Source organism: Sneathiella sp., assembly GCF_041689005.1.
Taxonomy (GTDB): Bacteria; Pseudomonadota; Alphaproteobacteria; order Sneathiellales; family Sneathiellaceae; genus Sneathiella.
In genome coordinates this window covers 1-26381 of the sequence record NZ_JBDNHC010000008.1, presented here as the reverse complement: position 1 = coordinate 26381, position 26381 = coordinate 1, and the positions used below count along the sequence as shown (strand labels likewise).

The 26381-nt window shown below is 50.5% G+C and carries 26 protein-coding genes and 4 pseudogenes; 8 read left to right on the top strand and 22 right to left on the bottom strand.

The genetic code is table 11. The features are described from left to right. The first annotated feature begins 67 nt into the window (after nucleotides 1–67). The 6 genes from ACESNI_RS00970 to ACESNI_RS00945 all read left to right on the top strand — a co-directional run bounded on the left by ACESNI_RS00970 (nucleotide 68) and on the right by ACESNI_RS00945 (nucleotide 6420). The gene (locus ACESNI_RS00970; protein ID WP_373084063.1) at nucleotides 68–985 is read left to right on the top strand and encodes an ABC transporter permease; all 918 of its coding nucleotides are present in this window, start codon (nucleotides 68–70) and stop codon (nucleotides 983–985) included. Between the two features lie 7 nt (nucleotides 986–992). Then, on the top strand, nucleotides 993–1898 hold the full coding sequence (locus ACESNI_RS00965; protein WP_373084061.1) for an ABC transporter permease: 906 nt from the start codon (nucleotides 993–995) through the stop codon (nucleotides 1896–1898). Nucleotides 1899–1902: 4 nt separating this feature from the next. Continuing rightward, nucleotides 1903–2871, top strand: coding sequence for an ABC transporter ATP-binding protein (locus tag ACESNI_RS00960; RefSeq protein ID WP_373084059.1), 969 nt, complete (start codon nucleotides 1903–1905; stop codon nucleotides 2869–2871). After that, nucleotides 2871–3887, top strand: coding sequence for an ABC transporter ATP-binding protein (locus ACESNI_RS00955; RefSeq protein WP_373084057.1), 1017 nt, complete (start codon nucleotides 2871–2873; stop codon nucleotides 3885–3887). The genes ACESNI_RS00960 and ACESNI_RS00955 overlap by 1 nt, the downstream gene beginning before the upstream one ends. Before the next feature lie 126 nt (nucleotides 3888–4013). Beyond that, a complete protein-coding gene (locus tag ACESNI_RS00950; protein ID WP_373084055.1) occupies nucleotides 4014–5471 on the top strand; it encodes an ABC transporter substrate-binding protein in 1458 nt (485 codons plus the stop codon). A gap of 49 nt (nucleotides 5472–5520) precedes the next feature. After that, nucleotides 5521–6420: a TauD/TfdA dioxygenase family protein gene (locus ACESNI_RS00945; RefSeq protein ID WP_373084053.1), complete on the top strand. Its 900-nt coding sequence runs from the start codon at nucleotides 5521–5523 to the stop codon at nucleotides 6418–6420. A 420-nt stretch (nucleotides 6421–6840) separates the two neighbouring features. On the opposite strand, the gene ACESNI_RS00940 is transcribed toward ACESNI_RS00945, so the two are convergent. The 21 genes and pseudogenes from ACESNI_RS00940 to ACESNI_RS00840 all read right to left on the bottom strand — a co-directional run bounded on the left by ACESNI_RS00940 (nucleotide 6841) and on the right by ACESNI_RS00840 (nucleotide 23913). Further along, nucleotides 6841–7128, bottom strand: coding sequence for an aminotransferase class III-fold pyridoxal phosphate-dependent enzyme (locus ACESNI_RS00940; RefSeq protein ID WP_373084051.1), 288 nt, complete (start codon nucleotides 7126–7128; stop codon nucleotides 6841–6843). Between the two features lie 8 nt (nucleotides 7129–7136). Beyond that, nucleotides 7137–7349, bottom strand: a pseudogene (locus ACESNI_RS00935) (DDE-type integrase/transposase/recombinase); the annotation flags it as partial. Between the two features lie 69 nt (nucleotides 7350–7418). Continuing rightward, complete coding sequence (locus ACESNI_RS00930) at nucleotides 7419–8021, bottom strand: hypothetical protein (protein WP_373084048.1); 603 nt, start codon at nucleotides 8019–8021, stop codon at nucleotides 7419–7421. 93 nt (nucleotides 8022–8114) lie between these two features. Next, nucleotides 8115–8531, bottom strand: coding sequence for an MBL fold metallo-hydrolase RNA specificity domain-containing protein (locus ACESNI_RS00925; RefSeq protein ID WP_373084067.1), 417 nt, complete (start codon nucleotides 8529–8531; stop codon nucleotides 8115–8117). 54 nt (nucleotides 8532–8585) lie between these two features. Beyond that, nucleotides 8586–8768, bottom strand: a pseudogene (locus ACESNI_RS00920) (MBL fold metallo-hydrolase); the annotation flags it as partial. Between the two features lie 137 nt (nucleotides 8769–8905). Next, nucleotides 8906–9664, bottom strand: coding sequence for a heme ABC transporter ATP-binding protein (locus tag ACESNI_RS00915; RefSeq protein ID WP_373084046.1), 759 nt, complete (start codon nucleotides 9662–9664; stop codon nucleotides 8906–8908). Continuing rightward, nucleotides 9661–10662 carry a FecCD family ABC transporter permease gene (locus tag ACESNI_RS00910; protein ID WP_373084044.1) on the bottom strand — a complete coding sequence of 334 codons (1002 nt, stop codon included), beginning with the start codon at nucleotides 10660–10662 and terminating at the stop codon, nucleotides 9661–9663. The genes ACESNI_RS00915 and ACESNI_RS00910 overlap by 4 nt, the downstream gene beginning before the upstream one ends. A gap of 38 nt (nucleotides 10663–10700) precedes the next feature. Beyond that, nucleotides 10701–11534: pseudogene (locus ACESNI_RS00905) on the bottom strand (hemin ABC transporter substrate-binding protein). After that, on the bottom strand, nucleotides 11531–11962 hold the full coding sequence (locus ACESNI_RS00900) for an ExbD/TolR family protein (RefSeq protein WP_373084042.1): 432 nt from the start codon (nucleotides 11960–11962) through the stop codon (nucleotides 11531–11533). The pseudogene ACESNI_RS00905 and the gene ACESNI_RS00900 overlap by 4 nt, the downstream one beginning before the upstream one ends. Next, the gene (locus ACESNI_RS00895; RefSeq protein WP_373084040.1) at nucleotides 11959–12570 is read right to left on the bottom strand and encodes a MotA/TolQ/ExbB proton channel family protein; all 612 of its coding nucleotides are present in this window, start codon (nucleotides 12568–12570) and stop codon (nucleotides 11959–11961) included. Before ACESNI_RS00895 ends, ACESNI_RS00900 begins: the two co-directional genes overlap by 4 nt. Continuing rightward, nucleotides 12560–13651 carry a hemin-degrading factor gene (locus tag ACESNI_RS00890; protein WP_373084038.1) on the bottom strand — a complete coding sequence of 364 codons (1092 nt, stop codon included), beginning with the start codon at nucleotides 13649–13651 and terminating at the stop codon, nucleotides 12560–12562. Before ACESNI_RS00890 ends, ACESNI_RS00895 begins: the two co-directional genes overlap by 11 nt. A gap of 16 nt (nucleotides 13652–13667) precedes the next feature. Beyond that, nucleotides 13668–14480, bottom strand: a complete 813-nt coding sequence (locus ACESNI_RS00885; RefSeq protein ID WP_373084036.1) for an energy transducer TonB — start codon at nucleotides 14478–14480, stop codon at nucleotides 13668–13670. Then, nucleotides 14474–16507 (bottom strand): TonB-dependent hemoglobin/transferrin/lactoferrin family receptor, encoded by a 2034-nt coding sequence (locus ACESNI_RS00880; RefSeq protein WP_373084034.1) that lies wholly within the window; start codon nucleotides 16505–16507, stop codon nucleotides 14474–14476. The genes ACESNI_RS00885 and ACESNI_RS00880 overlap by 7 nt, the downstream gene beginning before the upstream one ends. Before the next feature lie 83 nt (nucleotides 16508–16590). After that, nucleotides 16591–16764 carry a hemin uptake protein HemP gene (gene hemP / locus ACESNI_RS00875; RefSeq protein ID WP_373084032.1) on the bottom strand — a complete coding sequence of 58 codons (174 nt, stop codon included), beginning with the start codon at nucleotides 16762–16764 and terminating at the stop codon, nucleotides 16591–16593. A 290-nt stretch (nucleotides 16765–17054) separates the two neighbouring features. Further along, a pseudogene (locus ACESNI_RS00870) lies at nucleotides 17055–17429 on the bottom strand (DDE-type integrase/transposase/recombinase). Between the two features lie 12 nt (nucleotides 17430–17441). Next, nucleotides 17442–19070, bottom strand: a complete 1629-nt coding sequence (locus ACESNI_RS00865; RefSeq protein WP_373084029.1) for a class I adenylate-forming enzyme family protein — start codon at nucleotides 19068–19070, stop codon at nucleotides 17442–17444. 57 nt (nucleotides 19071–19127) lie between these two features. Beyond that, nucleotides 19128–19934 (bottom strand): enoyl-CoA hydratase/isomerase family protein, encoded by an 807-nt coding sequence (locus ACESNI_RS00860; RefSeq protein ID WP_373084027.1) that lies wholly within the window; start codon nucleotides 19932–19934, stop codon nucleotides 19128–19130. A 40-nt stretch (nucleotides 19935–19974) separates the two neighbouring features. Next, nucleotides 19975–20778 carry an ABC transporter permease gene (locus ACESNI_RS00855; protein ID WP_373084025.1) on the bottom strand — a complete coding sequence of 268 codons (804 nt, stop codon included), beginning with the start codon at nucleotides 20776–20778 and terminating at the stop codon, nucleotides 19975–19977. After that, nucleotides 20775–21620, bottom strand: coding sequence for an ABC transporter permease (locus tag ACESNI_RS00850; protein ID WP_373084023.1), 846 nt, complete (start codon nucleotides 21618–21620; stop codon nucleotides 20775–20777). The genes ACESNI_RS00855 and ACESNI_RS00850 overlap by 4 nt, the downstream gene beginning before the upstream one ends. Before the next feature lie 73 nt (nucleotides 21621–21693). Continuing rightward, nucleotides 21694–22764: an ABC transporter substrate-binding protein gene (locus ACESNI_RS00845; protein ID WP_373084021.1), complete on the bottom strand. Its 1071-nt coding sequence runs from the start codon at nucleotides 22762–22764 to the stop codon at nucleotides 21694–21696. A gap of 36 nt (nucleotides 22765–22800) precedes the next feature. Next, entirely contained in the window at nucleotides 22801–23913 is a 1113-nt protein-coding gene (locus ACESNI_RS00840) for an ABC transporter ATP-binding protein (RefSeq protein ID WP_373084019.1), read from the bottom strand. Nucleotides 23914–24097: 184 nt separating this feature from the next. On the opposite strand from ACESNI_RS00840, the gene ACESNI_RS00835 reads away from it, so the two are divergent. Next, entirely contained in the window at nucleotides 24098–24835 is a 738-nt protein-coding gene (locus tag ACESNI_RS00835) for a TetR/AcrR family transcriptional regulator (RefSeq protein WP_373084065.1), read from the top strand. An 81-nt stretch (nucleotides 24836–24916) separates the two neighbouring features. After that, on the top strand, nucleotides 24917–25942 hold the full coding sequence (locus tag ACESNI_RS00830; protein WP_373084017.1) for an amidohydrolase: 1026 nt from the start codon (nucleotides 24917–24919) through the stop codon (nucleotides 25940–25942). A gap of 93 nt (nucleotides 25943–26035) precedes the next feature. On the opposite strand, the gene ACESNI_RS00825 is transcribed toward ACESNI_RS00830, so the two are convergent. Then, nucleotides 26036–26381: DDE-type integrase/transposase/recombinase (locus ACESNI_RS00825; protein ID WP_373084015.1), on the bottom strand; the 346-nt coding region annotated here is incomplete at its 5' end.

The window sequence follows — 26381 nt, the reverse complement described above, 5'->3', positions numbered from 1 at the left end:
AGCCTCCGGCAATCCCGGGGCGGTTCACTGTGATATTAGTGTGACCAGTTAGGGAGGACAGGCACCCATGCCCAAGTATATTTTCTTCCGAGTTCAGCAAGCATTTGTGACCGTATTAATTGTGACGGCGGTTATCTTTGTGATCATCCGTTTACTCGGCGATCCGACACATTTGATGCTGCCGCCCGAAGCGACGGAAGCTGATCGCGATCTCTTGCGTCAGGAAATGGGGTTGTCCGAACCAATAGCGGTTCAGTATTTGCACTTCCTAGGCGGTTTGATCCAGGGCGACATGGGGGAATCCTACCGGTTCCGCCGGCCTGCGATGGAAGTAGTGTTTGAGCGCCTCGGTGCGACCTTGCTACTGACTTGCACCTCTCTCGGCATTGGGGTGTTAATAGGCGTACCGCTCGGCGTAGCGGCCGCAATGAGGCGCGACGGTGTCATTGACGTCGCGGCAAAAGCGGTGGCGTTGTTCGGGCAAGCCGGACCACCATTCCTGCTTGCCTTGCTGTTGGTGAGGTTCTTCTCTGTCGATCTGCGTTGGCTTCCAACGAGCGGGTATGGGACGATCGAAAATCTGGTCCTCCCCGCGTTGGCGTTGGGCTGGTACTCGGCCGCCGGGTTGGTCCGACTGACTCGCTCCAGTATGCTGGAAGTAATCGATTCAGAATACGTGAAAATGGCCCGCATCAAGGGCTTGCCGGCCCGTGTGGTTATTTATAAGCATGCCCTGAAAAATGCATCGTTACCCGTCATTACCTTCGCCGGCTTGCAATTCGGCATCTTGATGGGCGGCGCCGTTGCGATCGAGGCGATCTTCGCATGGCCCGGCGTCGGCAAGCTGATCCTGGATTCAATTTCTAATCTGGACTTCGCCGTCGTGCAAGCGGCCGTCACGATTTCAGCGCTCATCTTTATTGGTCTCAATCTTGCTATGGACATTCTCTATGCTGTCATCGACCCGAGAATCAGCCTCCGCTAAGGGGCGCATGTCGCCTACTAATGAGGCTGGCGCGCCCGGCGAGGGAATCGTCAAGGACGTAACGATACGTCCAGACGCATCGAGCAGGTCTCGTTTCTGGCTCAAACGCGTGCAGGTTTATACAGCCATCATCATTTTGACTATAGTCGTCTGCGGCTCGCTGTTGAATGGTTTGCTGGCACCCTATGACCCGACGGCGATCTCGCTCAGCGAAACATTGAAGGCGCCGTCTGCAGAACATTGGTTCGGCACCGATCAACTCGGCCGTGACGTTTTATCGCGCGTGATGAAGGGCGGACAGGTATCTCTTTTGGTTGCCTTCTCCGCGGTTTTTATTGCCGGTGTCCTTGGCGGATTGATCGGGGTGGTCGCCGGTTACCTGGGTGGCGTATTTGATGCCGTTGCCATGCGCTGTGCAGACGTGCAGTTTGCATTGCCGGCGGTGATCCTCGCGCTAGTGTTAGTCGGCGTGATCGGCTCGAGCCTATTCAACCTCATATTGATACTCAGTCTCGCCAACTGGGCCCGGTTTGCGCGTATCCTGCGCAGCGATACCCTGTCCTTGCGTGAACGGGGTTTCGTGATGCTCGCGAAGCTGAGCGGTGCGTCCAGCGTGCGGATAATCTTCTATCATATCCTTCCCAATGTCATCAGCACCTTCATTGTTCTGGCGACGCTCGACATAGGTATCATTATCATCCTCGAAGCGACACTGAGTTTTCTCGGCCTTGGCGTTCAACCTCCCAATCCGTCATGGGGAAGCATGATCGCAGATGGTCGTGGCATTCTGGAACAAGCATGGTGGGTTTCCATCCTCCCAGGCGCAATGCTGATCGCCACCGTTCTGTGCGGAAATATCCTCGGAGATACACTCAGAGACCGGCTTTCTCCTACTCTTTCCGTGAAGTGGTAAGCCGATGACCGAGCTTCTGAAAGTCGAACATCTAACGACATGGCTGGCAACACGAGAAGGTGTCCTCAACGCAGTTGACGATGTCAGTTTTTCGGTGCACGCCGGACGGACGATGGCGCTGGTTGGCGAGTCCGGTTCAGGGAAAAGCATGACCTGCTTGTCTATCATGGGTCTATTGCCAGAAAACGGCAAGTCCGGCGGCGGTCGGGTATTGTTTGAGGGCGAGGATCTGTTGGCCAAGAACGAGCACGAGATGCAGCAGATCCGCGGCGTCAATATCGGCATGATCCTGCAGGATCCGATGACAGCACTCAATCCGTTGTTCACGATTGGCAATCAGGTCGGCGAAGCGTTCTACCGCGAACGCTTATCGCGCGCCGAGCGCCAGACCCGCTGCATCGAGGTATTGCGCGAGGTCGGAATCCCCGCGCCAGAAGAACGGCTTTCGGCCTATCCGCACCAGTTTTCAGGCGGCATGCGCCAGCGGGTGGCGATCGCTATGAACATAGCATCCCGTCCTAAATTGCTGATCGCGGATGAGCCGACAACGGCGCTCGACGTGACGGTGCAATTGCAGATCCTCGAACTGCTGCGAAAAATCCAGCGTCAGTTGGGCATGGGCATGATCCTTGTCACGCACGACCTGCATGTGGTGTCGCAGTTTTGCGACGATGTCGCGATCATGTACGCGGGCCGCATCGTCGAGGCCGGACCGGTAGACAAGGTCTTCAAGGCACCCTCCCACCCGTATACCAAGGGGCTACTGGCTGCGGTGCCGACGATTGATGCAACCGTCCACCGTCTGCCGCTGGTTAAGGGCAATCCGCCATCGATGCTGCAAATGCCTGACGGCTGCCGATTTGCGCCGCGCTGCGACATGGCGACAGACCAATGCCGAGCCGAGTATCCCGCGTGGCTGCATTTCGACGAAGACCGACGCGTTGCGTGTTGGCGTGCTGGTGAGGAAGAGTGATGAACGAACCATTCGTAGTCGTGAACGGTCTTAAAAAGAACTATAAGATCCGGTTGGGAATGTTCGGTGGTACCGCAAACCTGCAAGCAGTCGATGATCTGTCGTTCGAGATAGAAGAGGGAAAAACGTTCGGTCTCGTCGGCGAGTCCGGGTCGGGTAAGACGACTACGGCGCGGCTGATCCTCGGCGCGGAGCCTGCGACCGAGGGTACCGTCCGTATCGGTGGGCAACCGCTGAATAATGCCAAAGGACGCGTCGATATCAGCCTGCGCCGTATCGTCCAACCGGTTTTTCAGGACCCCTACACCTCCCTGAGTCCGCGCATGCGGATCGGTCGTATTATCGACGAGCCAATTCGCATCCACGGTTTGCTTCACGGAGAAAAAGAACTGTCGCACCGGGTTTCGGAGTTATTGGAAATGGTTGGCCTGCCCCAGGAAACGGCAAAGCGGTTTCCAAATGAATTAAGCGGCGGCCAGCGTCAGCGGGTGGCGATTGCCCGTGCGCTCGCGCCCAATCCTCGATTCATCGTTCTGGACGAGCCTGTGTCCGCACTGGACGTGTCGATCCAGGCGCAGATCCTCAATCTTCTTAAGGATCTGCAAGAACAATTCAAATTGACGTATCTGCTAATTTCCCATGATCTCAGCGTTGTGTCATTCATGAGCGACCGGATCGGCGTCCTCTACCTTGGTCGTTTCATGGAGTTGGGTCCGAAGTCGCAGGTACTAGGCGAATGCACGCATCCTTATACCCTAATCCTCCGAAGTGCGGCGGCACCCGACGAAAGCACGATGATGGCTGTTTCCGGTGAAATTCCGTCGCCGTTGTCGCCGCCTAGCGGCTGCCCGTTCAATACGCGCTGTCCGCTCGCGGACGAACGTTGCCGTACAGAACGGCCGCGGTTCAAGGAGGTCGGTTCCAATCATTGGTCAGCGTGCCATAAGACGGACGCGGTACGGGATATGCTGCAAAGTGATTCCGAAGCGAATTCGTACTCTCTAAATAATAATTAACTTAAACCACTATAAGGGAGCTTAAAAAAAATGACGTTCTTACCCAGAGTATTAACCAGATGCTTATCGCCCGTGGCGTTTGGCGCGGTCGTTTCGATATTTGCGGTTTGCGGGCCGGCGCTTGCGATGAAGCCGGCCGTTGACAAGGATACTATCGTGTTCGCGACCGATCGGAATATTGCGATGCTCGATGCGCAGGTCGATAATACGGGCAATTCTGACCGCTATCATTGGCAGTTGTTTGACAATCTCTACACTTTCGATGCTGATGGTCATCTCACGCCACAGATTGCCAAGAGTTATGAAGAATCCGAAGATGGTCTGACATACACGTTCAAGATCCGAGACGACGTGTTTTTCCATAATGGCGCTAAACTGACTGCAGAAGACGTGAAGTTTTCGATCGAACGGATTCTCGATCCGAAGGTTAAAAGCACACGCCGCCCCTACTTCGCCAAGACCATCAAGAGCGTGAGTGTTGCTGACGATTCAACAGTCGTTGTCACAATGGCGAAACGCGACGAAGTCTTCATTAACAAGGCTGCCGCGTTCATTGCTATTGTACCCAAAGCGTATACAGAATCACTGTCCTCGCCCGAGGAATTTGCCCAGAAACCGGTTGGTGCAGGACCTTACAAGCTGGTAGAGCTTAAAGTCGGCCAGTATTTGGAACTCGAACGTTTCGATCAATATTATGGCGAGAAGCCAGGCATCAAACATCTGATTTTCAAGTTCATCTCTGATGCCACGACCCGCGTGAACGCACTTCAAACGGGCGAAGTAGACATGGCTGACAAGATCGCGTCTTCGGATGTAGCCCGCCTGAAAAAGATTGATGGCATTGATGTTCTACCGATCGCGACGGGAAGCCCCATGCACGTTCGTCTTTACTCGAACGATCCGAGCCTACCCATCCACGATCCACGTGTCCGTCTGGCACTCAACTATGCCATCGATGCCAATGCGATCATCGAGAACGTGATGCATGGCATCGGCGAGCCGCTCAGCACCTTCATTTCGAAATACTATCCGTTGGGCGTCGATCCGGATTTGCAACCCTATGGCTATAATCCGGACAAAGCCCGCAAGCTGTTGGCTGAGGCTGGCTATCCGAATGGCTTCGAGACCACGCTTATGAACCCGACATCATATTCGAAGGACGTAGCTGAGGCCGTCGTTGCCTACTGGTCAGCGGTTGGCGTCAACGCGAAACTTAAGATTCTCGACTATTCCGCATGGGCACGTCTCAATAACACGCACAAATCCGGCCCAATGACTGTCATGCAGTATTCGAACGCGATCAACGACCCGATTACGCCGATATCCGGAACAGCGAGCAAGTCCGGCACTTGGTCGGATTATGACAACAAGGAAGTCCAGGACCTGATCGAGAAAACTAACAGCGTGTCCGATTTCAAATCCCGCGACATGCTGTTTCGTCAGATCGGCAAAATCCTGCATGATGATGCCCACTCTGTTCTCATTTCCGAGATGTTCTATGTTTACGGGAAGAACTCCCAGGTCGATTGGAAACCTCAAAAAGGGTATGCATTCTACAATTTGCGCACTCTTTCCTGGAAATAACTTTCAAGCGCCACCCCTTCGGGGGTGGCATTACATTGGAGAAAATGAAATGGCTCAGGCACAAACAATGAATGATGGCGTTAACCTATCCTTCGCGTTGAAGGATGGCGAGAACAAGCTGGGCGCCGAAGTGATTGGTCTGGATCTTACGAAGCCGATAGAGGATGCCTGCTTCGCGAAGCTCGAAGATGCGTTCAACAACTGTTCAGTGCTCGTTTTCCGGAACCAGAAGATCACGCCGGAACAGCATATAGACTTCAGCCGACGGTTCGGCGGATTGGCAGTCCATGTCATGGAGCAATACCTGCTTCCCGGTTACCCAGAGATCTTCCGTGTTTCCAACGTCGTTGAAGACGGAAAACGGATTGGCGGTAGCGGCGAATTCTGGCATACGGACCTCTCATACGTCGAGCAACCGAGTCGCGGTTCATTGCTGTACGCGGTTGAGGTTCCGCGTGACGCCAATGGCCGGTCGCTCGGCGATACCGTGTTCGCTAACATGGCCGAGGCGTACAATGGATTATCCGACACGACGAAAAAGAAAATTGATAACTTGAAGGCCGTTCATCGCTATGGCGACGTCTATAAGAAGGTTCTCAAGGATCGAGGCGGCACGGTCGAGCTTAATGACGATCAGAAGAAAAAAGTTCCAGACGTGATCCATCCCGTGGTCCATATTCATCCCTTCACCAAGCAGAAAAGCCTGTTCGTCAATGAAGGTTTCACTGCAGAAATCGTCGGTATTCCGAAGGATGAAAGCGATGAACTTCTTAATGAACTGTTCGAACATTGTCGCCGTTCCGAATTCCATTACCGCCATGTCTGGGAAGAGAATGACTTGGTGATGTGGGACAACTGGGCAACGCAACATCGCGGGACCGGCGGCTATACTTCTGACCATCGCCGTATGATGTATAGAACTACACTGGAGCCCACAGTCCAATTTTAACGGCAAGGCGCCCGCCGAAAGTCGGATCAACGACCAGAACCTGGCGCCACTACCCGTACAGCTTCACGCCATCCCTACTGCCACACTGGGCAGCTGGGATGGACTTGAATGGTGCGGCGAAACCTAAGTGGAACAAAAATGGCACCACTCGGCAAGAGCGATGTCACGTTGGTTTTTGAAAACATCTCGTTTGCTTAAGTGGCGCTCGTGGATGCAGGGACAGGAGGCGTTTATCACTTGACGTTAACTGATCAAAGCCTCTTTCAGTTTGCTGCAGATTGTATCTATAGGGTGCTTCCCGGCATTACGGCTCCAAATGTCGCCCTATTCCCTTGAAGACCGCTAAATGACGTTCCGCCTATATTAACGCCGTGATAGGCCCTTTCCCGAGATATACATTTGTCTCTATGGTCTTCGTTCCTACTGCGATGATATGACCATCGCTATTTTTAAAGCAGATTCTATGGATTCTGAACCCGAGTTGACAAAGAAGATGCAATTAAGGTCTCCAGGCGTAATTTCGGCAAGTCTGCGGGCCAGTTCATAAGAAGGCAGCGACCCCATTTCGAAATGAGGGCTGTAATCCAGTTTAGAGATTTGATCTGCCACGGCCGTGGATATTTCAGGTCGACAATGGCCCATTGCACAACAAAACAAACCTGACGAACCATCAATAATCTTGGTCCCATCAATCGACCAATAATACATTCTTTCCCTGATTTGCAGTCGCGTCGCCTGGAAACATAGGCTTCCAGAACTTCTCCTTCGTGGTCAACTGCACGCCACAGATAATGTCTCTCGCCATTGATCTTCATAAAGACCTCATCAAGATGCCATTTCTAGTTGGAATAATTTTGAGATGGATAGATCCGCTCCTTCCGGATCTCGCGCGCTAACAATGGAACAAATCTGTTCCGCCAATAGCGCATTGCTGCCTGAAAATCAGTACTGAAGCTGATCCGCGTCCACTTAAAGTTAATATTATAGCGCCAAATGCTCTATTTTAGGGCCCGCTTAAACGCCTTCTGCATGTCCTCGGTCGCCTTGTCGAATGCCTTCCGGGAATCCGACAACGCCGCATCAAGCGACGACCAGGATTCCTGCCCTGCCTTTTTCATGGCGGCGAGGCGCTTTTCGGCGGCGTCGGCTTCGCTTTTCATCTTCGTGACGGCGTCGTCAAACTCCGCTTTGCGCTCCTCCGGAAATTTTGCGGCGGCGGCGAAAGCAGTGTTCATCATTTCCTGCCACGCCTTTACTTGCGCATCCGCCCGCGCCGTGAAAGCCGCCTCATATTGCTCTGCATTGTTTTTCGTGCTCTTCACATATGTCTCGACTTCGTCCTCGAACGATTTCCATTCCTTTTTCAGCTTTGACGCCTGTGCTTCCCAGACGCTTTCCGCGCTTTCCAGGTTCTTATCGAAAAAATCCTTGAAGGCATCGCGCTGCACCTGCATGTCGGAAAGCGCCGTCTTTGCTTTCACACGGGCGTCCCCCCCGAGTTCCTCAACCTTGCCCTGAAATGTGGATAAAGTCGCATCCATCTCGTCAAGACGGCTTTTGGCCCATTCAATATAGGGATGGACTTTGCTTTCCTTAGTCATGTCTCACTCCTCACGTTATAAAATTTGGATCGGGAACAGTAACTATTTAAAATACAGAATATTTGCATTGATCCTGGTCAAGATCAGCCGGATTTACTTTTTATGCAGCGTTTGGCGAAGCTTCGAAAGCAGTTTCGATTTTTGCTTGCTATCAGGGGCATGTTTCAGTTCCGACCGGATATCAAGTGTAAGCTGGGCCAGTTCATTATGCCAGTCAAGCTTGTCGACAAAATCCGGGGCCAGCCGTTTGCTGACGCCGCGTGATTTGCCTTTCTTGCCGGTTTTGCACAGCTCAAATTCGTCATCGAGTGCGGGAATGATCACCTCACCCACCGCAAATTCCGCGTCAAGCAACTGCGTCTGCATCGCCTTAAGCGATTCCCGAGACCCATGTGTAAGAAAGACAGCCTGCCGTACAGGCTTGCGCGCTGTTACCCAGGCAAGGAGGCCGTTTCCATCCGCATGACCCGAATAGGTATCGATAGAGCGGATGCGGGCTCGGACCTTGATTTCCTCTCCCTGTATCCTGACTTTCTTCAGGCCCTTTTCGAGGAGGCGGCCAAGCGTACCTTCGGCCTGATAGCCGACCAGCAGCACAGTCGACTGCGACCGCCAGAGATGATTTTTTAAATGATGGCGGACGCGTCCGGCATCGCACATGCCGCTCGCCGCCAAAATGATAACACCACCATCAAATCGGGCGATGGCCTTGCTTTCTTCCACCGTTTCCGTGAAATGAAACTTCGGGTTCGAGAACGGATGATCTCAGGTGAGATTTTGAAATACCGGAAGGGGTTCTGTTTTATCCTTTACAGAACGCGGGTAATAACAGATAGGGCAACAAAAAATTTCTGACAAAGCCTGCTTATTCTAATAATGCCATATCAGTGTGTAAAATTTATATGCCGGGCGGCAAAACTTGACGGAAGATCATAAACTTCAGCGAGCGTATCCGCACAGATCACATTCTGGCTATCGCCTTCAATTCGAATTCGGCCATTTTTAATAAAGCAGCTTATATCAGTACTTTGGTAGGCAATATTAAGGTCATGCATGACAATTATCACTGTTAAATTCTTTTTGGTACATTGGTCCCGGATTAATTCCATTACCTGATATTGATGCTTCAGGTCCAGTGCCGAGGTAGGCTCGTCCAGAAAAAGATAGGCACTTTTTTGATCCCATATCTGCGACAGTACTCGTGCAAATTGAACCCGTTGCTGCTCTCCTCCTGACAGGGTCGGAAAGGACCGGTCGCGCAGATGCCAGGCATCCATTAAATCCAGGGTCTCATGAACTATCTCTTCATCCACGGCATGGGTCTTGGCCAGCGCATATGGATTGCGCCCCATCAACACAATTTCCTTGGCTAAGAATGGAAAGCTTATGGGATTACTTTGCGACAAAACGGCGCGTTTAACGGAAAGCTCGCTGAGCGAATATGTTTCCAGCCTTTGCCCGTCAAGCAAAACAAAGCCATTATCTGGAACAAGTGATCCCGTAAGGCATTTTAGCAAAGTGGATTTTCCGGCGCCATTTGGCCCCAATATGGCACTGATCTTTCCGGCTTCAAACGTCACGTTGATATTCTCGAGTATTTGCTGTCGAGCGGCACTATAGCTTAGGTTGTCTACTGTTATCATAGACCCGTTCTTCCGGAAAACTGGCGCACAAGGAGCCATAGAAAGAACGGTCCGCCGATCAGACTGGTTAAAATACCCACCGGCATTTCGGCTGGCGCCACGATGGTCCGCGCGATCGTATCGGCGACCAGCAACAGAATAGCGCCAAGCAGCGCGGAAGCCGGGATTAACAATCGATGGTCGGGCCCGAAAATAAGACGGACCAGATGCGGCACCACCAGCCCGACAAAACCGATTATTCCGCTAACCGAAATCGCCGCCCCGACGGAAAGAGCGGTGCAGATAATAATCGTCCGCTTCAACCGTTCTTCGTCAACTCCGAGATAACGGGCTTCGTTTTCGCCAAGCAACAGGATATTAAGCTCGCGGGCATTGCGGACCAGGAGAAGACCGGTCGGAACTACAATTGTCGTCGCCACAAGGACCGAAACCCATAAGGCGCCGCCAAGGCTCCCCATTGTCCAGAAGGTAAGCGTCCGCAGTTGCTGGTCATCGCTGAGAAAAGTCAGAAAACCGACACCCGCCGCGGATAGGGCATTTATGGCAATTCCGGTCAGCAACATGTAAGTGACAGAAAAGCTCCCTGTGAGTCTGGCAAAACGAAAAATGATGAAACAGGCGAGAAGTGCCCCTAAAAAAGCAGCAAGACTCAACCCGTAAAGACCAAAAAAGCCCGCCATTGGGCCTGCAAGAACAAGAACAAGGGCCACAGCCAGCGCTGCACTTGTGGCAATTCCAATCAGACCGGGGTCAGCAAGGGGATTACGGAAAAGCCCTTGCATGGCGGCGCCTGAAACAGCAAGCGACCCGCCAACAATAACTGCCAGCAAAATCCGGGGCAGACGGATGGAGGTCAAAACGGCCTCTTGCTGGTCGGTCAGGTTGACTCCAATTATTCCGGTCAGCGGGATTGAGACAGCCCCGATTGAGGCCGCAATCATTCCTGTTGTCAACAAGAGAATCCCCAGCAACAGCAGAACCGGAATTTTTAGCTGCATAAAAAAGAGCGGAACTAAAACCGGTTTCAAAAGAAAATTCATAAATCGTTCGATCTGCGGTTCAATTCAAGGGCGGCCTCGGCCGTGCGCGGACCAAAACCGAGCAGTAACAGGGCGTCCATCGCAATGATATGTTGTTCTTTTGCTGCGGGCGTAAGCGCTACTCCCGGTACGAGCAGAAGCGACTCCTCGCCCCCTGCCTGTTCCACCCCTTGCGTCGTCAACAGTAAAATCTCCGGTGCCAAATTTACCGCGGCCTCCGGCGATAGGGGCTTGTACCCCTCATAATCTGAAACAACATTGATCCCGCCGGCAAGCTTGATAATACTGTCAGCGGCAGTGTTTGTTCCTGCGACCAGCGGCGCACCGCCGGTATGTTGAAGTATAAACATCATACGCCTTGGGGTATTCTGCTGAGCCGTCGCCAGCTCCAACTTACGCGCGACGACGGTCAAATCGGCAACCAGATTTTTGCCCTGCTACTCTTTCCCAAGCACTTCGGACAGCACTTCAATATTCCGGTTTACGTCTTCCAGCGTCCGTCCGGCAGTCACAGTCAGCATATTAACGCCTGCTGATTTCAATTGCGCCAGCACGGCAGGCGGTCCCGCTTCCTCAGACAATATTACAAGGTCCGGATTAAGAGAGAGGATCCCCTCCGCCGAGAGGGCGCGTTGGTATCCCACTTTCGGCGTGGCGGCCGCGGCGGCCGGGTAATAACTCGTGGTGTCGCTGCCGACGAGATACTCCCCCGCACCAAGCGCATAGATCGTCTCCGTCAAAGCTCCTCCCACGGAAACTATACGCTTCGGCGTTTCGGCGTGGGCAGAGGTGACGCATAATATAAGAAAGGCGCATAAAAATCTGATCATGGTTTCGTTTCTTTTTGCATGAGAATATTAGCCGCCGCAATTCCCTGAGATTGCAGGTAGGTCAGCACTTTGAGCAGGTCTTCGATAGCAATACGCCTGTCCCCGGCGACAATCAGTTCATAGCCGGGTTTTGCCGCCAGGGTATCTCTCAAGGCATTTCTGAGTTCCTGAAAACTATCAATTGGCACGCCGTTCAGCGCATAAGACCCTTCTCGGATTTCAAGCATGATATGCTTGGGTTCGTTTATCAGGGTCAGTTCCTCCTCGACGCTTGAGGGCAGTTTGAGGTCGATAGCCCGGAAGACCGTGCCCGCCGTGAGCAGAAAGAACACCAGCAGAATAAACAGGATATCCAGCATGGGCGTCAGATCTGGCACCAGGTCCCGCAAAGTCCCGCCATGCGGATCTTCCGACGGAAGCGTAATCATTGCCGCCGACCCTCGGAGCTGAACTCAACGACTTCGGATTTATTTTCCGCTTTCGCCATTTCATACGACAAGGAGAGACGATTTAGATCGAGGCAAAACCGGGCAAGCTGGTGTTCGCTGAAAGCACTGAAGAAATGCGCCATCAACAGGGCGGGTAGCGCAATGAGCAACCCCACCGCTGTTGTCAGCATCGCCTCCCACAATCCATCGGCGATAAGGGACGGCGACACCGGACCGGTCTGCATGGCGATGATTTTGAAGGCCGCAATGATCCCGAGGATCGTTCCGAGCAACCCAAGGATCGGGCTGATCATGCCGATCATCCGCAGCATCTTGATCCCGCTGTAATAGGGGCGTTGCAATTCACTGAGCATGATCCCGAGCAGCTCGTCCCGGATCGGTTTTGGCTGACTTTTGTTCGCCCGCAAATAGTCAGCCAGATGCGCGTAGCTGGTCTTTGACCTGACCGTAGCTTTGAGAATGAAAATCAGCCTCTCCAGTCCAATTGCCAGCGCAATAACAGAACAGGCCGCAAGCGGCCAGCCCATCAGGCCAAGCTGGGAGAACCAGACCGGAAAATCAAAGGCAGGCAGCCAGTCAGGCAACATGCGTCACTTCCTTTACTGGTAGATTCGCGACGATTTCCCGCCACAATGCCAATTCCGGCACACCCGGTTTGCGCTTGCCAAAAAAACTAACGATTAACTCATTATTGCTGTCGAAAATTTCGACCGACGTAATCGTACCATCTTCTGTCGGCTTCTTTGTCACCCAGCTATGGGCGATGCCCGTTTCATCAAGATGCAGGTTAAACTTCGGATCAAGAACATTGTACCATGATGCATGTTCCACCAGCTTTTTCACAGGACCGGTATGGATCTGGATACATCCGTGATTGCCGACAAAAACCATAATCTCGCAATCGCGGTCGCGCGCCATTTCAAGCACATGTCTTGCAGCATTATTATCGATTTCTACCGCAAGATCCGTCCCAATTTTCCTTAAGGCCTGGACCCGTCCAACCTTGAACTTTCGGAGCATGGGGAAAAAGCCGTGGGTATCTTTCAGGTTTTCCCAAGCGGTGCGGAATCCCTGCCAGTCAACTTCAGAATCCGGTTTCTCTACAGTTTTTGGTGACGCGCCTTCAATTACGATCGACGCACCCTGTTCAACATGCCGATGCTTTGCAACCAGGGCATCATAGGCAGCCTCGTCGGATTTACTGGTGAGATAAATCTTGTGAATGGCTTCACCTGCGGAATCGAAAAACTGTAGGCTTTTACGAATTCCAATCTTGCTTGGCTCCATTGCGGCAAAGCAATATTTCCACTGAGCCATGAATAGACGAAGATCAATGTCCGGGTTGACAAACAGACCGGTCTTCATCGGGCCGTGCTGGAAGAAACTGGCATTTTCATAGATGCCTTTGCGCTCATGGACGCAATATTCGTTTCGGGTGAGCGCCATCACTTCCCCGAGCGAAACGACATCTTTCAGGATCGCCTCCGTATCATCGGCAAGCCGGACCGCTTCGGTACCAACGCGGGCCGCTAGTAATTCTCCCTCTGAAATGCCCAGCTCCGCCGCCGCATTGCGGGCGCGGATGTCTGCCTGCTGCTTGAGCTGTTCATACCGTTTCCTAATTTTTTCCGGCGAAAGCTGATCTCTGATTGACATTGATTCATTCATTTGATTTTCCTGTCCGTTATTGGATGACAAAATTCACTGGGACGCGAACCCAGCTGACGACGGCATTCCCGTTGACGCTCGTCGGTTCAAATTTCCATTTTTTTACCGCCGCCAGCGCGGCCATATCAAGCAGCCGATACCCAGAGGAATGTGCAATTTTCAACTCCCGCGGAGCTCCGTTTGGAAGCACTTCCGCATGCAATGTCACTGTCCCTTGCTGCCCCATATCCAACGCCCGGCGCGGATATGATGGGGGTATCTGCTGACGATAGCGGGCTTCATGGATAACCGTCGTATCGTCCCGGCCGACATCACTGCTTCTTGCTGACGGCGTGGGAGCTGGCTCCGCCTCCGATTTACGGTCGACCACCGGCTTTTTCGGGATATCGGCAACAACGACCTGTTTTGCCTCTTCAATTGCCGGAGTCAGCTTCGCTTTGACCACCTGCGTTCGCGGCTTGATCTGCGGTAGCGGTATAGCTTTCACCGGCACCGCAACAGTCGGCTCGACCGGCGCAGGCGAAACCCGGGGGACCGTTGCGATTTTTTCCGCTGCAGCGGCTGTCGTCACGATTGATTTACGCAAGACCGGTTCCGGCGGCGGAGGCTGTTTTATGGCCTGCACTAACGGTGGTGGCGGCGGCAGCGGTGCCGGTCGCGCCAGTGTCATCAGGTTTACCTGTAAGACAGCAACCTCAAAAATTGGCTCAAGCCGTTCATTGAAATGAACGAGCGACACAAGGAAAGCGTTCACACAGACGGACAGGGTGAGATAAACAAACCATCTCCTCCCTTGGTCCACCGGATATGCAAATGCCGCTACTACCATTTATAGGCGACCCGGATATTGTAGCTCCGCCCTTCATCAAGCAGGCTGGCAAATGTTCTCGTATAGGCCTTATCGAGAATATTCGAAATGCCAAGGTCTACTGTCAGAGTATCGAGACCGGGCTCGCTCGGTATCCAGCGATAGTAAATGTCATAGACTGAGTATCCAGCTGTCGCGACGTCTGAACTGCCAACTTTATCGTTAGCGGCGGCGAACCGGCCCCGCACACCGAAAATACTGTCGATGTCAGTTGCCTTGTATGAAAGATCGGTGACCAGCGTCAACGGAACATTATTCGAAAGATATTCGCCGGTGTCCTTATTTTCCGCCTCGACATAAGATAGGCCAACCTTCGCCGTGACAGGATGCAATTGATATTCCCCATCCACTTCAAAACCAGTCATCCGGGCGTTCGGGACATTAACAAATTCGGTGGTTCCGCCGAAAACGTCGACTTCTTCTGAAATAAAATCATCACCGTCGCTGATAAACCACGAGCCCTTCAGCCGCATCTGATCTTTTTCGGAAACCACATTTGCGAATTTCAAACCTGCCCCTATCTCGAAGGTCGTGACCGTTTCGGGGCGAAGGTTGGGATTAGGCACAAAGAAGTTGTCCGGGATCGGCCCTCCCCCAGGGAAATGCCTACCCGATGAATATATTTCCGTCAGGTTCGGGGCGCGAAACGCTTGAGCGAGACTACTGAAAAACATGACATAGTCGTTTGGTAGATAGCTTACTGAGAGTTTCGGCGATATCTGATGCTCATTTTGAGAATTGCCGTCATCATCACTACTTCGGTAGGAATCAAACCGGGCAGCCGGGATAATCAAAAACCGGCCCACGGAGGTCTGCAGGGCCACTTCGTCCTGCAAATAAAAACCATAATTGGTCGCATCCGCATTCGGCACCCCAGGGCGGGTGCCGCCGTTGGTTGTCGTTCCCGTCTGCGCATCATGATAGACTTCAACACCGTAAGAGAAAGTATGCTTTTGCGCTTCACTGACATCGTAGGAAGTCTGGTTATCTGCCGTAAAACCGACCGTATCCAAATTCCGTGTTTGCACCCGCCCGATATTCGTTCCAGCCAGATCTTCTTCACGTACAGTTGTATCGTTGTAGTAGAGGTGGAATTTCGGCTTCAACCAGCTATTCCCGGGATCCTCAAATTCGTACTTAAGGCTGTATTGGTTATCATTGACCGTTTTATCAACAATCGGGTTTTCAACGCTGACCGCATCGCCGCCATTGTTAGGCTCCTGCCCATCATTGTGAAGCCCCTGATAGATAAATTTTACGGTGTTGAAATCATTAATGCTATAGCCGACTTTGAACGTGCCCGAGACCAGATTATCTTCAGAAATCAGTTCGTTGCCATCGCCCTGCTTGATGTTACCAGAGTTGCGAAGCGCGGCAATGCCAACGATGTCGAAGGCGCCGCTCCGGCCATAGGCCGACAGCACCGGCGCATATTCTTCGCTCGCCGTCCTGTATCCCATCGCCGTATAGACACCAAAGTTTTCTCCGGGCTTCAGAAGATCGGCCGCGTCCTTGGTTTCAAAGGCGATAACCCCGCCAACGGCGCCACCCCCATATATTGCCGAGGACGATCCCTTGACAATTTCCACACGCTTCAGGAGCGATGGATCGATAAAGAACCGGCCATCATGGGCTGCCTCAAAATTCTGTCTCCGCCCATCTATCAGCGTGATGATGGACTCATCGTCAAATCCGCGGATGGAGACCGTCTGCCCGTTGCGACGGGGCCCGCCCGTGACTTCCACGCCCGGGGTGAACTCCAGCAGATCCCCCGTATCCCCTGCCATTGCATTGCCGGGGGCATCGGTATCGACATTGGAGGTCATGGCCGGCACCTCGAAAGACGATTGCGGACTGCGTGTCGCATAAACCGTTATCGTATCCAGAGACACAGTCGGCTCATCACTCACCTCCTGTGCGGCAACTGGCGTGAGGAATGTACTCGCGAGGAGAGCGCCCAGACAGGTGAGCGGCAGCATTTGACGCATAACAACAACTTTCTTTGTGATTAGTCGCGTTTGCTTGCTGCCTGGCTGCCGTGTGTCGGATGGCTGGGTGGCGGGCTAATAACTTACTTTGTTAAAATCAGTTTTTCGTTTCCAGTGAGCCTCAGCTTATATTCCTCACTATTATGAATGATCGTGAGTTCCCTGCCCTGCAGAAACAGATCTTTGCTGAGCAAGGTATTGTTCACAAGCGAAACTGTTCGCCTGTTGCTCTTGCAGCCGCTGTTACCTTCCAGCATTGGTCAATCAATCCATCTATTAAAAGAAATACAAGAAATAAGCTTCTTATTTAAGAATGATTATCAATTGCGATATATGAAGTCAAGCCCATTCTTGCGAATAATTATTAATTGAATCCAAATTTTAAAAGACACTGGAGAGGGCATTCCCATCTATGGACGTCCCTGGAAAGCAAAAGATTTCTTAAAATGACGGAATAAATTTTTTATGAGCTGACCGTAATTTAAGTGTTGTCAGACTAATTCGCTCTCGTCTCTGTTTGGCGTAAAGTGGCACAACGGAGCCACTATTATGCCGCACCAAGTTTTTGCCACTCGGTCAGTGCAGCATTTCTCTGGAGCTTGAATGTTTCTCGGTTGGTTAAGTGACGTTCGTGTTTGAAGTGGTTATGGGCTGAGGCGTGAATAGATACGAATTTTTGCAAAATTCGCAGACACCTGAATTTCGCCATCGCCTGCTCTCGCCGTCGAAATGGTAGGCGGAAGTTTTCACAGCGATTGTTCAACCAACGCCCTGTTGCTTAGGATGCTTCATTTCCAATTACCTTCATCGCGGCATGGTAAGAACGCAATCTGTCCGTTACAATCACTTGAGGTTGACCGTAGCGTTTCATTATTTTTTCGAGGAAAACCATTGCTGCCAAAGCGCGATTTTCCTCTGACAGTGCTCCCTCGACTTACCGCCAAATGTTGTCGGCACGATCAAAAGAATTCTCACGCGGGTCTCCGTCACGCATTTTATTTTTAGCTATTTTGCCTGTCGGCGTACGCGGAAACTCGTCGACATAAGCATAATACCGAGGAACTTTGAAATCCGCCAAATGCTCCTGGCAATGTGCAATGATTTTCTCAGGCGGGCAATCTTCAGCTGTCGCGCCTTCACGAAGCATAATATAAACCTTAACTTCTTCGCGCCGCATAGGATCGGGAACGGAGAGAGCCGCAGCTTCTTCTATTTCATCGAGACCGCGTAAAACTGCTTCAACTTCACGCGCAGATATATTTTCTCCCGCACGTTTGATCATGTCCTTTATCCGGCCGACGATATAGTAGTATCCGTTTTCATCCTGCTGAAAAATATCGCCTGTACGGAACCATTTCCCGCGAAAGCTATCTGCATTCGCCTCAGGTCGTTTATAGTATCCCCACAATATCGCTGGGCCCGTAACCCACAGCTCGCCTGGTTCGCCTTGCGGAACATCATTGCCATTTTCATCAACGATCCGAACTTCACGGAAGGGCGATGGCAATCCACATGCCTCTGATCCCGCCATATGGGTTGCTTCAGCCGGCAAAGAAATACCACTGCCGATCTCAGTCATCCCAAAGGTATTCCGGGCGACGAGATTGAAACGTTTCTCAATTTCAATATTTGCATCCCCGCGCCAACCGAAGGCATTCACATACTTCAGCTTGATAAGCTTATCTTTTTCCGATGGAGGAAATCTACTAAGGGCAGGTTCCGGAAACGCACAATATTCAATTTTAAAATCAATTAGCCAATCGAAGAATTTCGTCAAACTCATACGTGATGCAATATGAGCAGTGCCGCCTAGACACATCGTCATCAGAAATTGCCATTGTCCGTCCATGTAAAAGAACGGTGCCCAAATTAGAGTTGTCTTAATATTGAAAGGGTGCCCTCGTTGCAATGCGGCACAATGCGCTAGCAAGATCCAGTATTCATGGGTCAGCATACATCCCTTGGGAAACCCTGTTGTGCCGGATGTATATTGTAAATTTATAAGATCTGTTGCTGTCACGCGGGACGGGGCTACAAATTCATCCGGTCCATTATCATGCAATTCCTGCCAGTCAAGATGTCCTTCCGGGGCGTCGCCGCGGACGATTAATCTATCGCGGGCAAGCAACGGTGGCCAATCCGGCATATTATCCAGACGATCCAGAAAGTTTGAATCAATTATCATGAACTGCGCATCACTATCCGTGAGGACAAAGTGCAGTTCCGCGCCGGTATAAGAAACATTCGTGGGGACCATGACAGCCCCAATACGGCCAAGCGCTATCCAGCTAATTACAAATTCTTTTACGTTCGGAAGCATTACAGAAACGTGAGTTCCCTTACGCACACCGAGTGCCAGTAAACTTCCGGCCAATCGGTCCGAAGACTGATCGAGTCCCTTATAGGTGAGTTGATCACCGTCATCAAAATAGTTACCAAGCAACTGGTCTCCCAGCTCCTTGGCGCGTTCGCGAACAAACGCGCCAAGTGTTTCCGGAAAATCAATTTCTGCCGCAAGACGATGGACTTCTGCCATCCCTTTATGTCCATTATCGTAAGTCATCTCAAACCTTCTAAAATTAACAGTGCATCTGCTGAAATTACCGGAATATTTTATTTGTTACTTCTTCTGTTCAGGCGCATTCGGATCGAGCGGTGTGCCACTGACGTTATCACCTGTCAGGTATGCGGCCCGTTGAAGTCGATAAAGGTGGCTCATATAGCCGTGGGTATCACGCTTGGACATATCCATGCTACGATAGAAACCTTCCATTTCCACCCGAACTGCAATAGGCGGATAAGACGCGATTTTCTCTGCAATTTCCATTGCGCGTGGCAACAGCTTATCCTGGTCGACAATCTCATTCACCAATCCAAACCTATGCGCATCTTCTATCGATAACGGCTCACCTTCCAGCACCATGGACATGGCGATAGCAGGCGGCAAATGCCGCCATAACTGTGTTGCAGCGCCGGCCCCCCCCATTCCATATTTGATTTCCGGCAGCCCCAGCCAAGCATTCGGGGACGCAATTCGAATATCCATCAAAAGAATTGAATAAATAAACGCCATGCCTAATGCGGGGCCGTTTAAGGCGCCCACAATTGGCTTATAACGGTCGATCGTGCGCATATCGCGTTCCCATCCAGGGCGCGATTGTGCACTCTCATCGGTTGATCTTAGAAAATGCGCGGTTAAAGTGTCATGAAGGCTGTCTTTGCTCCAATCATTCTTGATGTCGTCGCCGCCACTAAAGGCTTGGGTGCCAGCACCCGTCAGAACACCTGCATGCATATTCGGATCTTTAAGGAAATCCTCCATATGATCGTAGAGTTCCTTATGCATCGGCGGTGTAATCTGATTGACCTTACCGTTCTCCAACGTAAAGACCGCGACGTTTCCCTTTTTTTCGTATTTTACTGGCATTTAAAAGCTCACTTTTCTGGTTGGGTATTAGTTTTTTCAGTTAATCGTTTAGCGTTTTAATACTACGTCGGCGGAGCAGTTCGGCAGCCCCCATACCGACAATCGAAACAACGATGAGTATGCTTGACACCGCCGCGATAGTTGGGCGCATTTCGAGTTTCAGGTCTGCCCAGATCCGCATTGGCAGCGTCTGTTGTCCACTCATCATAAATTCCGCGATGATCAGTTCATCGAAAGAAACAAAGAAGGAAAATACAGCTGCAGCAACGATTCCCGGGAGTAAGCTTGGAAAAGCCGCAGAGAAAAAAGCACGAACTGGACCTGCACCAAGTACCCGCGCGGCACGCTCAAAAGTTGGATCTAATTGGCGATGGCTCGCGCCAACAATTAACACCACAAATGGGAATGCGATTGTGGCATGGGCAAATGCGAGTGTAATTGCGTTATCATCAATACCGAGCCTGATCGCAAAAATAAACATGCCCAATGAGATGAAGATATGCGGCACAATAATCGGTGATGTAATGAAATAGGTCAGCAAGCTCTTGTGACGCAAGGCCTGGCGTTCCAAAACAAGAACAGCCATCGTGCCAATGACGGTGGAGACCGAACAAGCCAGCAAAGCCACTTTCAGTGAAAGTAAAGTTGACTCAACCCATCCGGAATCGCCTAAATAGGTTTCGTACCATAGCACCCCAAGATTACTCGGCGGGAAGCGTAAGAACGGATTATTACTAAATGAAATCGGAATAATGATGAAAATTGGAAACGTCAGATAGAAGATTATAACAACAAAGTAACCGGTCAAAATGAGTTTTGACAAATTGAAGGGTTTCTTATTCATGCATTACCTCCGCCAACGAGACGTCTAGTCAGAATTTTTGAAAGTCGCTTGATGATGATCACGCTCAACACCGTGCCGATTAGCAGAATGATGGAAATGGCGGCGGCAAACCCCCAGTTCAATTGATTAACCTGAAACTCGATAAGGTTCGCCATCATGATGTCTTTCCGACCTCCGACAAGAGCTGGCGTTATGAAGAAACCCATCGACAACATGAACACAATAATTGCACCGGTAACTGTACCGTCCAGCGTCAATGGCAAGAAAACCCGGCGGATCGCCTGCCAGGGTTTAGCCCCAAGGATCCGCGCCGCCCTAATTAAATCAAGGTCAATTTCGCTCATCGCGCTATAACAGGTAACAATCTGAATCGGCAGCAATATCTGGACCATCGCAACGTAAACAGCACCGGTTGTGAAAAGCATTTTTACAGGTTGATCTGTAATCCCGAGCCCAATCAAAATTGAATTGAATAAACCTTCACGCCCAAGAACAACCATCCACGCATAAGAGCGAATTAGAACGCTCATCCATAGCGGAATAAATATTAAAAACAGGAAAAATATCTGCTGCTTTCGGGGGCGCTGTACGATGAAATAGGAGATCGGATATCCAATAACCGCACAAATCAAGGAAACGACAATTGATAATTTTATGGTCCGCCAGAGGACGTCCAAGTAGACGCTACTACCAAGCAGCTTAACGAAATGCTTTGTCGTAAATTCAGGATCAAAAAAGCTCGCGCGGAGAATATCCAAAGTTGGCACGAGAAAGAACGCCACCAGCATGAATAATGCCGGCCAAAGCAACCACGTACTCGTAATTTTCTTCTCTGCGTTCACTTCAATTTCTCCTTTAGTCGTGTCTGGCGATTTTCAATTTTTTTTGCCAGACACGACCAACGTAACTAAAAATTTACTTCAGGAGCCATTCGGTCCAGCGTTCCTGAATTGCATCCAGATTTTCTGCCCAAAACTCGGCGCTGGCAGCAAACTGAACGGCCTGGTTCTGTGGATATGTGGGCATGGAAGCGGCAAGCGCCTGATCCATACCCTCGAACAGACCGGGCGCCCATCCAGGGTAAGGCAGATGAGTGACATACTCACGCATATGATCGGCATTCGTAGTTCTATACTTGACGTATTCTTCCGCTTCCTTCAGGTGCTTCGTACCTTTTGGAATTGCGATGTAAGACTTGTGCATAGCACCACCGTTCCACACAATTTCAGCAGGTATACCGGATGAAACAAGGGTCGTAATACGCCCATTATAAGATGGACAGAAGTATACTTCACCGTCTGAAAGCAATTGAACTGACTGTGCGCCACTGGTCCACCAAGTAGTAATATGCGGCTTGATTTCATCCATCTTTGCGAAAGCGCGATCAAGCCCTTCCTCTGTACTCAGCACTTTGTATAAATCTTCGGCTGGCACGCCGTCAGCGAGCAAAGCATATTCAAGATTGTCTTCAGCGCGCCCCCGTAACGCACGCGGGCCGGGAAAATTCTTAACATCCCAGAAATCAGCCCAGCTTTCCATTTTCTTGCCTTCGGGGAGCTTATCTGTCCGGACGATTAAAACCTGGGAATAGGCCGCATATGCAACACCAAACTTTTCGCGCGTGTCGGTTGGTAATTTGTTTTCGGGATCAACGACACTGTAGTCAATCGCTTCAAACAGATCCTTCTTGACACCAAGGGGATAATCAGAGGCAGAGACTTCCATGGCATCCCAAAGGACGTTTCCGGATTTGACCATTGCTTCAAGTTGAGGCATACGCTTGGCTTCAGCCGCAACATGATTGATCTTAATGCCTGTGTCTTTCTCAAACGGGCCAAACCAGACTTCCTTTGACACCTCGCCAACAACACCACCTGAACCACTAAAGGTAATCTCTTTGTCAGCCGCGAACGCCAGGCTGGCGCTCCCCGCGACGACAAGTGCCGCTACCGCAACATTCGTAAATCGTTTTAAAATACTAGTCATACAAACACTCCCTAAGTTAAGTTGTAATTTCGTCGATTACGCCACTCCTGAACCGTGGGTTTCTCCATCCAGAGGACGTGCATCCCTGATAGAAAATGCAAGTTTTAGGGCGTCCCCTCTAGCAAGTATAGGAACGCTTGGACCACGGTGTTCTTGAAATAACAGTGTCTTTCCCGTTTTGGTTCGAACACTGTACTGAATGATATTTCCAAGAAATAAGTACTCCTCGATCATCGCGTCGAAGATAATTGTCTGATTATCAGTGGATGTTTCGCGGTGTAATTTTTCCGGTCGTAGACTGACCGATGTACGGTCCCGCCCCCAGCCTTCGTGGTTATCTGGAAGTGTGAACTCGATCTCAAGATCAGAGAATCTTATTGTTGACGACGCCTTATGCTCAATTTCCAAAAGGTTTGTCGTGCCAATAAAATCAGCCACGTATTTTGAATTTGGCTCATCGTAAATACGATCGGGTGTGTCGATCTGAACAATTTGACCATCACCCATAACGGCTATCCGATCGGAAAGCGCGAGCGCCTCCCCCTGGTCATGGGTCACAAACAGAATCGTGCATCCCAGTTGCTTGTGATATCGCTTGATTTCCAGCTGCATGGCTTCCCGCAACTTTAAGTCCAATGCGCCAAGAGGTTCATCCATGAGTAAAACGGAAGGTTCAAAGACGATAGCTCTCGCGAAGGCCACGCGCTGCCGCTGGCCGCCGGAGAGCTGATTTGGCATACGGTCACCCAAATCGTCGAGCTGCACCATGGCAAGGCTTTCACCAACCCGTTTCTGGATTTCGGCGGCTGCCATTTTTCTCAACCGCAATGGAAACGCGACATTTTCAAAAACATTCATATGAGGGAATAGCGAGTAATTCTGAAAAACCATTCCTATGTTTCGACGTTCCGGCGGGAGTCCGAGAATTGAATTTTGATCAATGAGCACGTCCCCTTTGGTCGCGTCAACGAAACCGGCGAGGACATTCAGAGCGGTCGTTTTTCCAGAGCCACTGGGACCTAGTAATGTTACAAACTCGCCAGGCTGTATCGATAAGTTAAAGTCAGAAAGAGCCTTTACCGCGCCGTATGTTTTTGAAACTCCCGCAAAGGTTACCGAAGTACCAAATTCTATGTCGCGCTCAACCATACTTGCTCCGAATTGTTTTTAATGACATGCAGTACATTTATGACGCAGTATCTATTTATGACATTGACATCATTTATTTGTCGCGTCAATATTACAAAAGATAAATTTTAGTCTGATAAAAAAAGCCATAGGCACCAAAGTTTTCTTGTCGAAAATTGCACGGGATGAGGGTAGAACTGTGAATATGGAAAAATACTCAAACTTAAGAATTTTCAGCCTTACTGAATTCCTTGTTCATCATTCTAATAATAGCAAAGGTAAACGTAAAAGGTACCGCACGCGGGCGAAAATACTGATGGCGACAGCACTTGAGATGGAGCGGGTCGGGTATGAAAACATGACTGTCGAAAGCATTGTCGACACTGTCGATATGGCCCGCGGAACCTTCTATTTATACTTCGAGAACCGTGCAGAAGCCGCAAAAGCAGTCATTCGGAGGTACGAAGCCCTTCGCCGTAAAATACGCCCGCGCAAGAGTACGGCGCCAACTATTTACGAAAAAATTCTGGACTATAACCTGTATTATATAGGGGTCTATGCCAGAAATGCTAGACTGCTTGCCGGCCGTGAAATGTTGAAGAGAGAACTCCCTGAACTAAATTTGCGACGCGACCAACTGGACGACAGATGGGCCCGTGTTGTCATGAGAGATCTCCATACGAGAAACTGCATCACGTCAGAGGATTTAAAAAACCCAGCGACAATACTGATGATACGCGCAGCCCTATCTATGGCCGATGATTTGCTCCGTGAAATATTTGTATACAAATCCCCGAGTATGGCCGCATTTGTCGCTGACGAGAAATTAGTCGCCGAGGCAATTTCGCTTGCGTGGTATCGCATACTATATGGAAAAACACCTAACCTCAATTTACTTGAGAAAACCAGATCTTTTGCAGAGAAAACTTCATTGGCTGGCTAGCATTCTGGAAACGGAAAATGCAAACCTCCCCTTCTCCCTTAAAACCAATGGTGGATTACTAGATGAGCTAGGAAACAAGAAATGGCAACCAATCCTACAAATTACGACTGGCTTAACCTTACAATTGAAGAAACTCTGGAACCGGATCGACTGATTTGCGATCCCCATCATCATTTGTGGGAATTCCGTCCGCAAAGGGTAGCACACCGGTATCTTTTAGACGAAATACTTGCGGACATTTATAGCGGCCACAATATCGTCTCAACTGTTTTCATCGAATGTGGCGCAATGTATCGCTCAACAGGCCCAGAGGAAATGATGCCTGTAGGTGAGACTGAATTTGTCAACGGTATCGCCGCGATGAGCGCTTCCGGTCTTTATGGCAATGCACGTGTTGCCGCCGGCATCGTCGGCTTGGCAGACCTGATGCTCGGCGATGCCGTCGGCCCTGTTCTGGATGCCCATATCGCTGCGGGTGGCGGCCGATTTCGAGGCATTCGTCATCGGGCTCCCTGGGACGCAAGTGATGAGGTCCCGAATTCCCAGCCAACAACAATAGAAAACCTGTATCTAAACCCCCGCTTTCGTAGCGGATTTGCCAATCTTGCGCCACGTAACCTAAGCTTTGAAGGTTGGTGTTATCATCCGCAAATACCCCAGCTTACAGACCTTGCGCGAACCTTTCCAGAAACGACCATAATCCTCAATCATTTTGGGGGGCCTTTGGGTATCGGACCGTATAAAGGGAAACAAGATGAATATTTTCCAGCATGGAAAAGCGCTATAATCGAACTGGCGAAATGTCCAAATGTAGTTGCGAAACTTGGGGGGCTTGCCATGGAAATCAATGGCTTTGATTGGCATATGAAGCAGCGGCCTCCATCAAGTCTCGAATTGATGGAGGCAACCAGACGTTTTTATGAACATACGATTGAACAATTTGGTCCCGCTCGTTGCATGTTTGAATCAAACTTCCCGGTTGACATGGTGAGTTGCAGTTATAACATTCTATGGAATTCATTTAAACGATTGACGGCTGACTATAGCGCTACGGAAAAGGCTGATCTATTTCACGATACTGCAAGCCGGATATACCAGTTGGATTAATCAAAAAAATTACTGAATAGAGCGGATATGGGTGCCGTCAGACGAATACGACCTCGTCTTTGTTTGACGTAAAATGGCACAAACGTACCGCTATTATGCCACTCTAAGTTGCTGCCACTCGGCCAGTGCGGCATTTCTCTGAAGCTTGAATGTTTCCCGGTTGTTTAGGTGGCGCTCATGGTTGAAGTGATTATGGACGGATATGCTAATAGATACGAATTTCTGCAAACTTCGCAGGTGCCTGAATTGCAGCATCGCCTGCTCTCGTCGCCGAAATGGTAGGTGGGAGTTTTCACAGCGATTGTTCTTCCACCGACCGACTTCTTGAACTTCGGCATTTCCAATTGTCTTCATAGCGGCACGATATGAACGTAATCTATCTGTGACAATGATACGAGGTTTCCCATACCGTTTCATTATTTTCTTAAGGAAAACCATT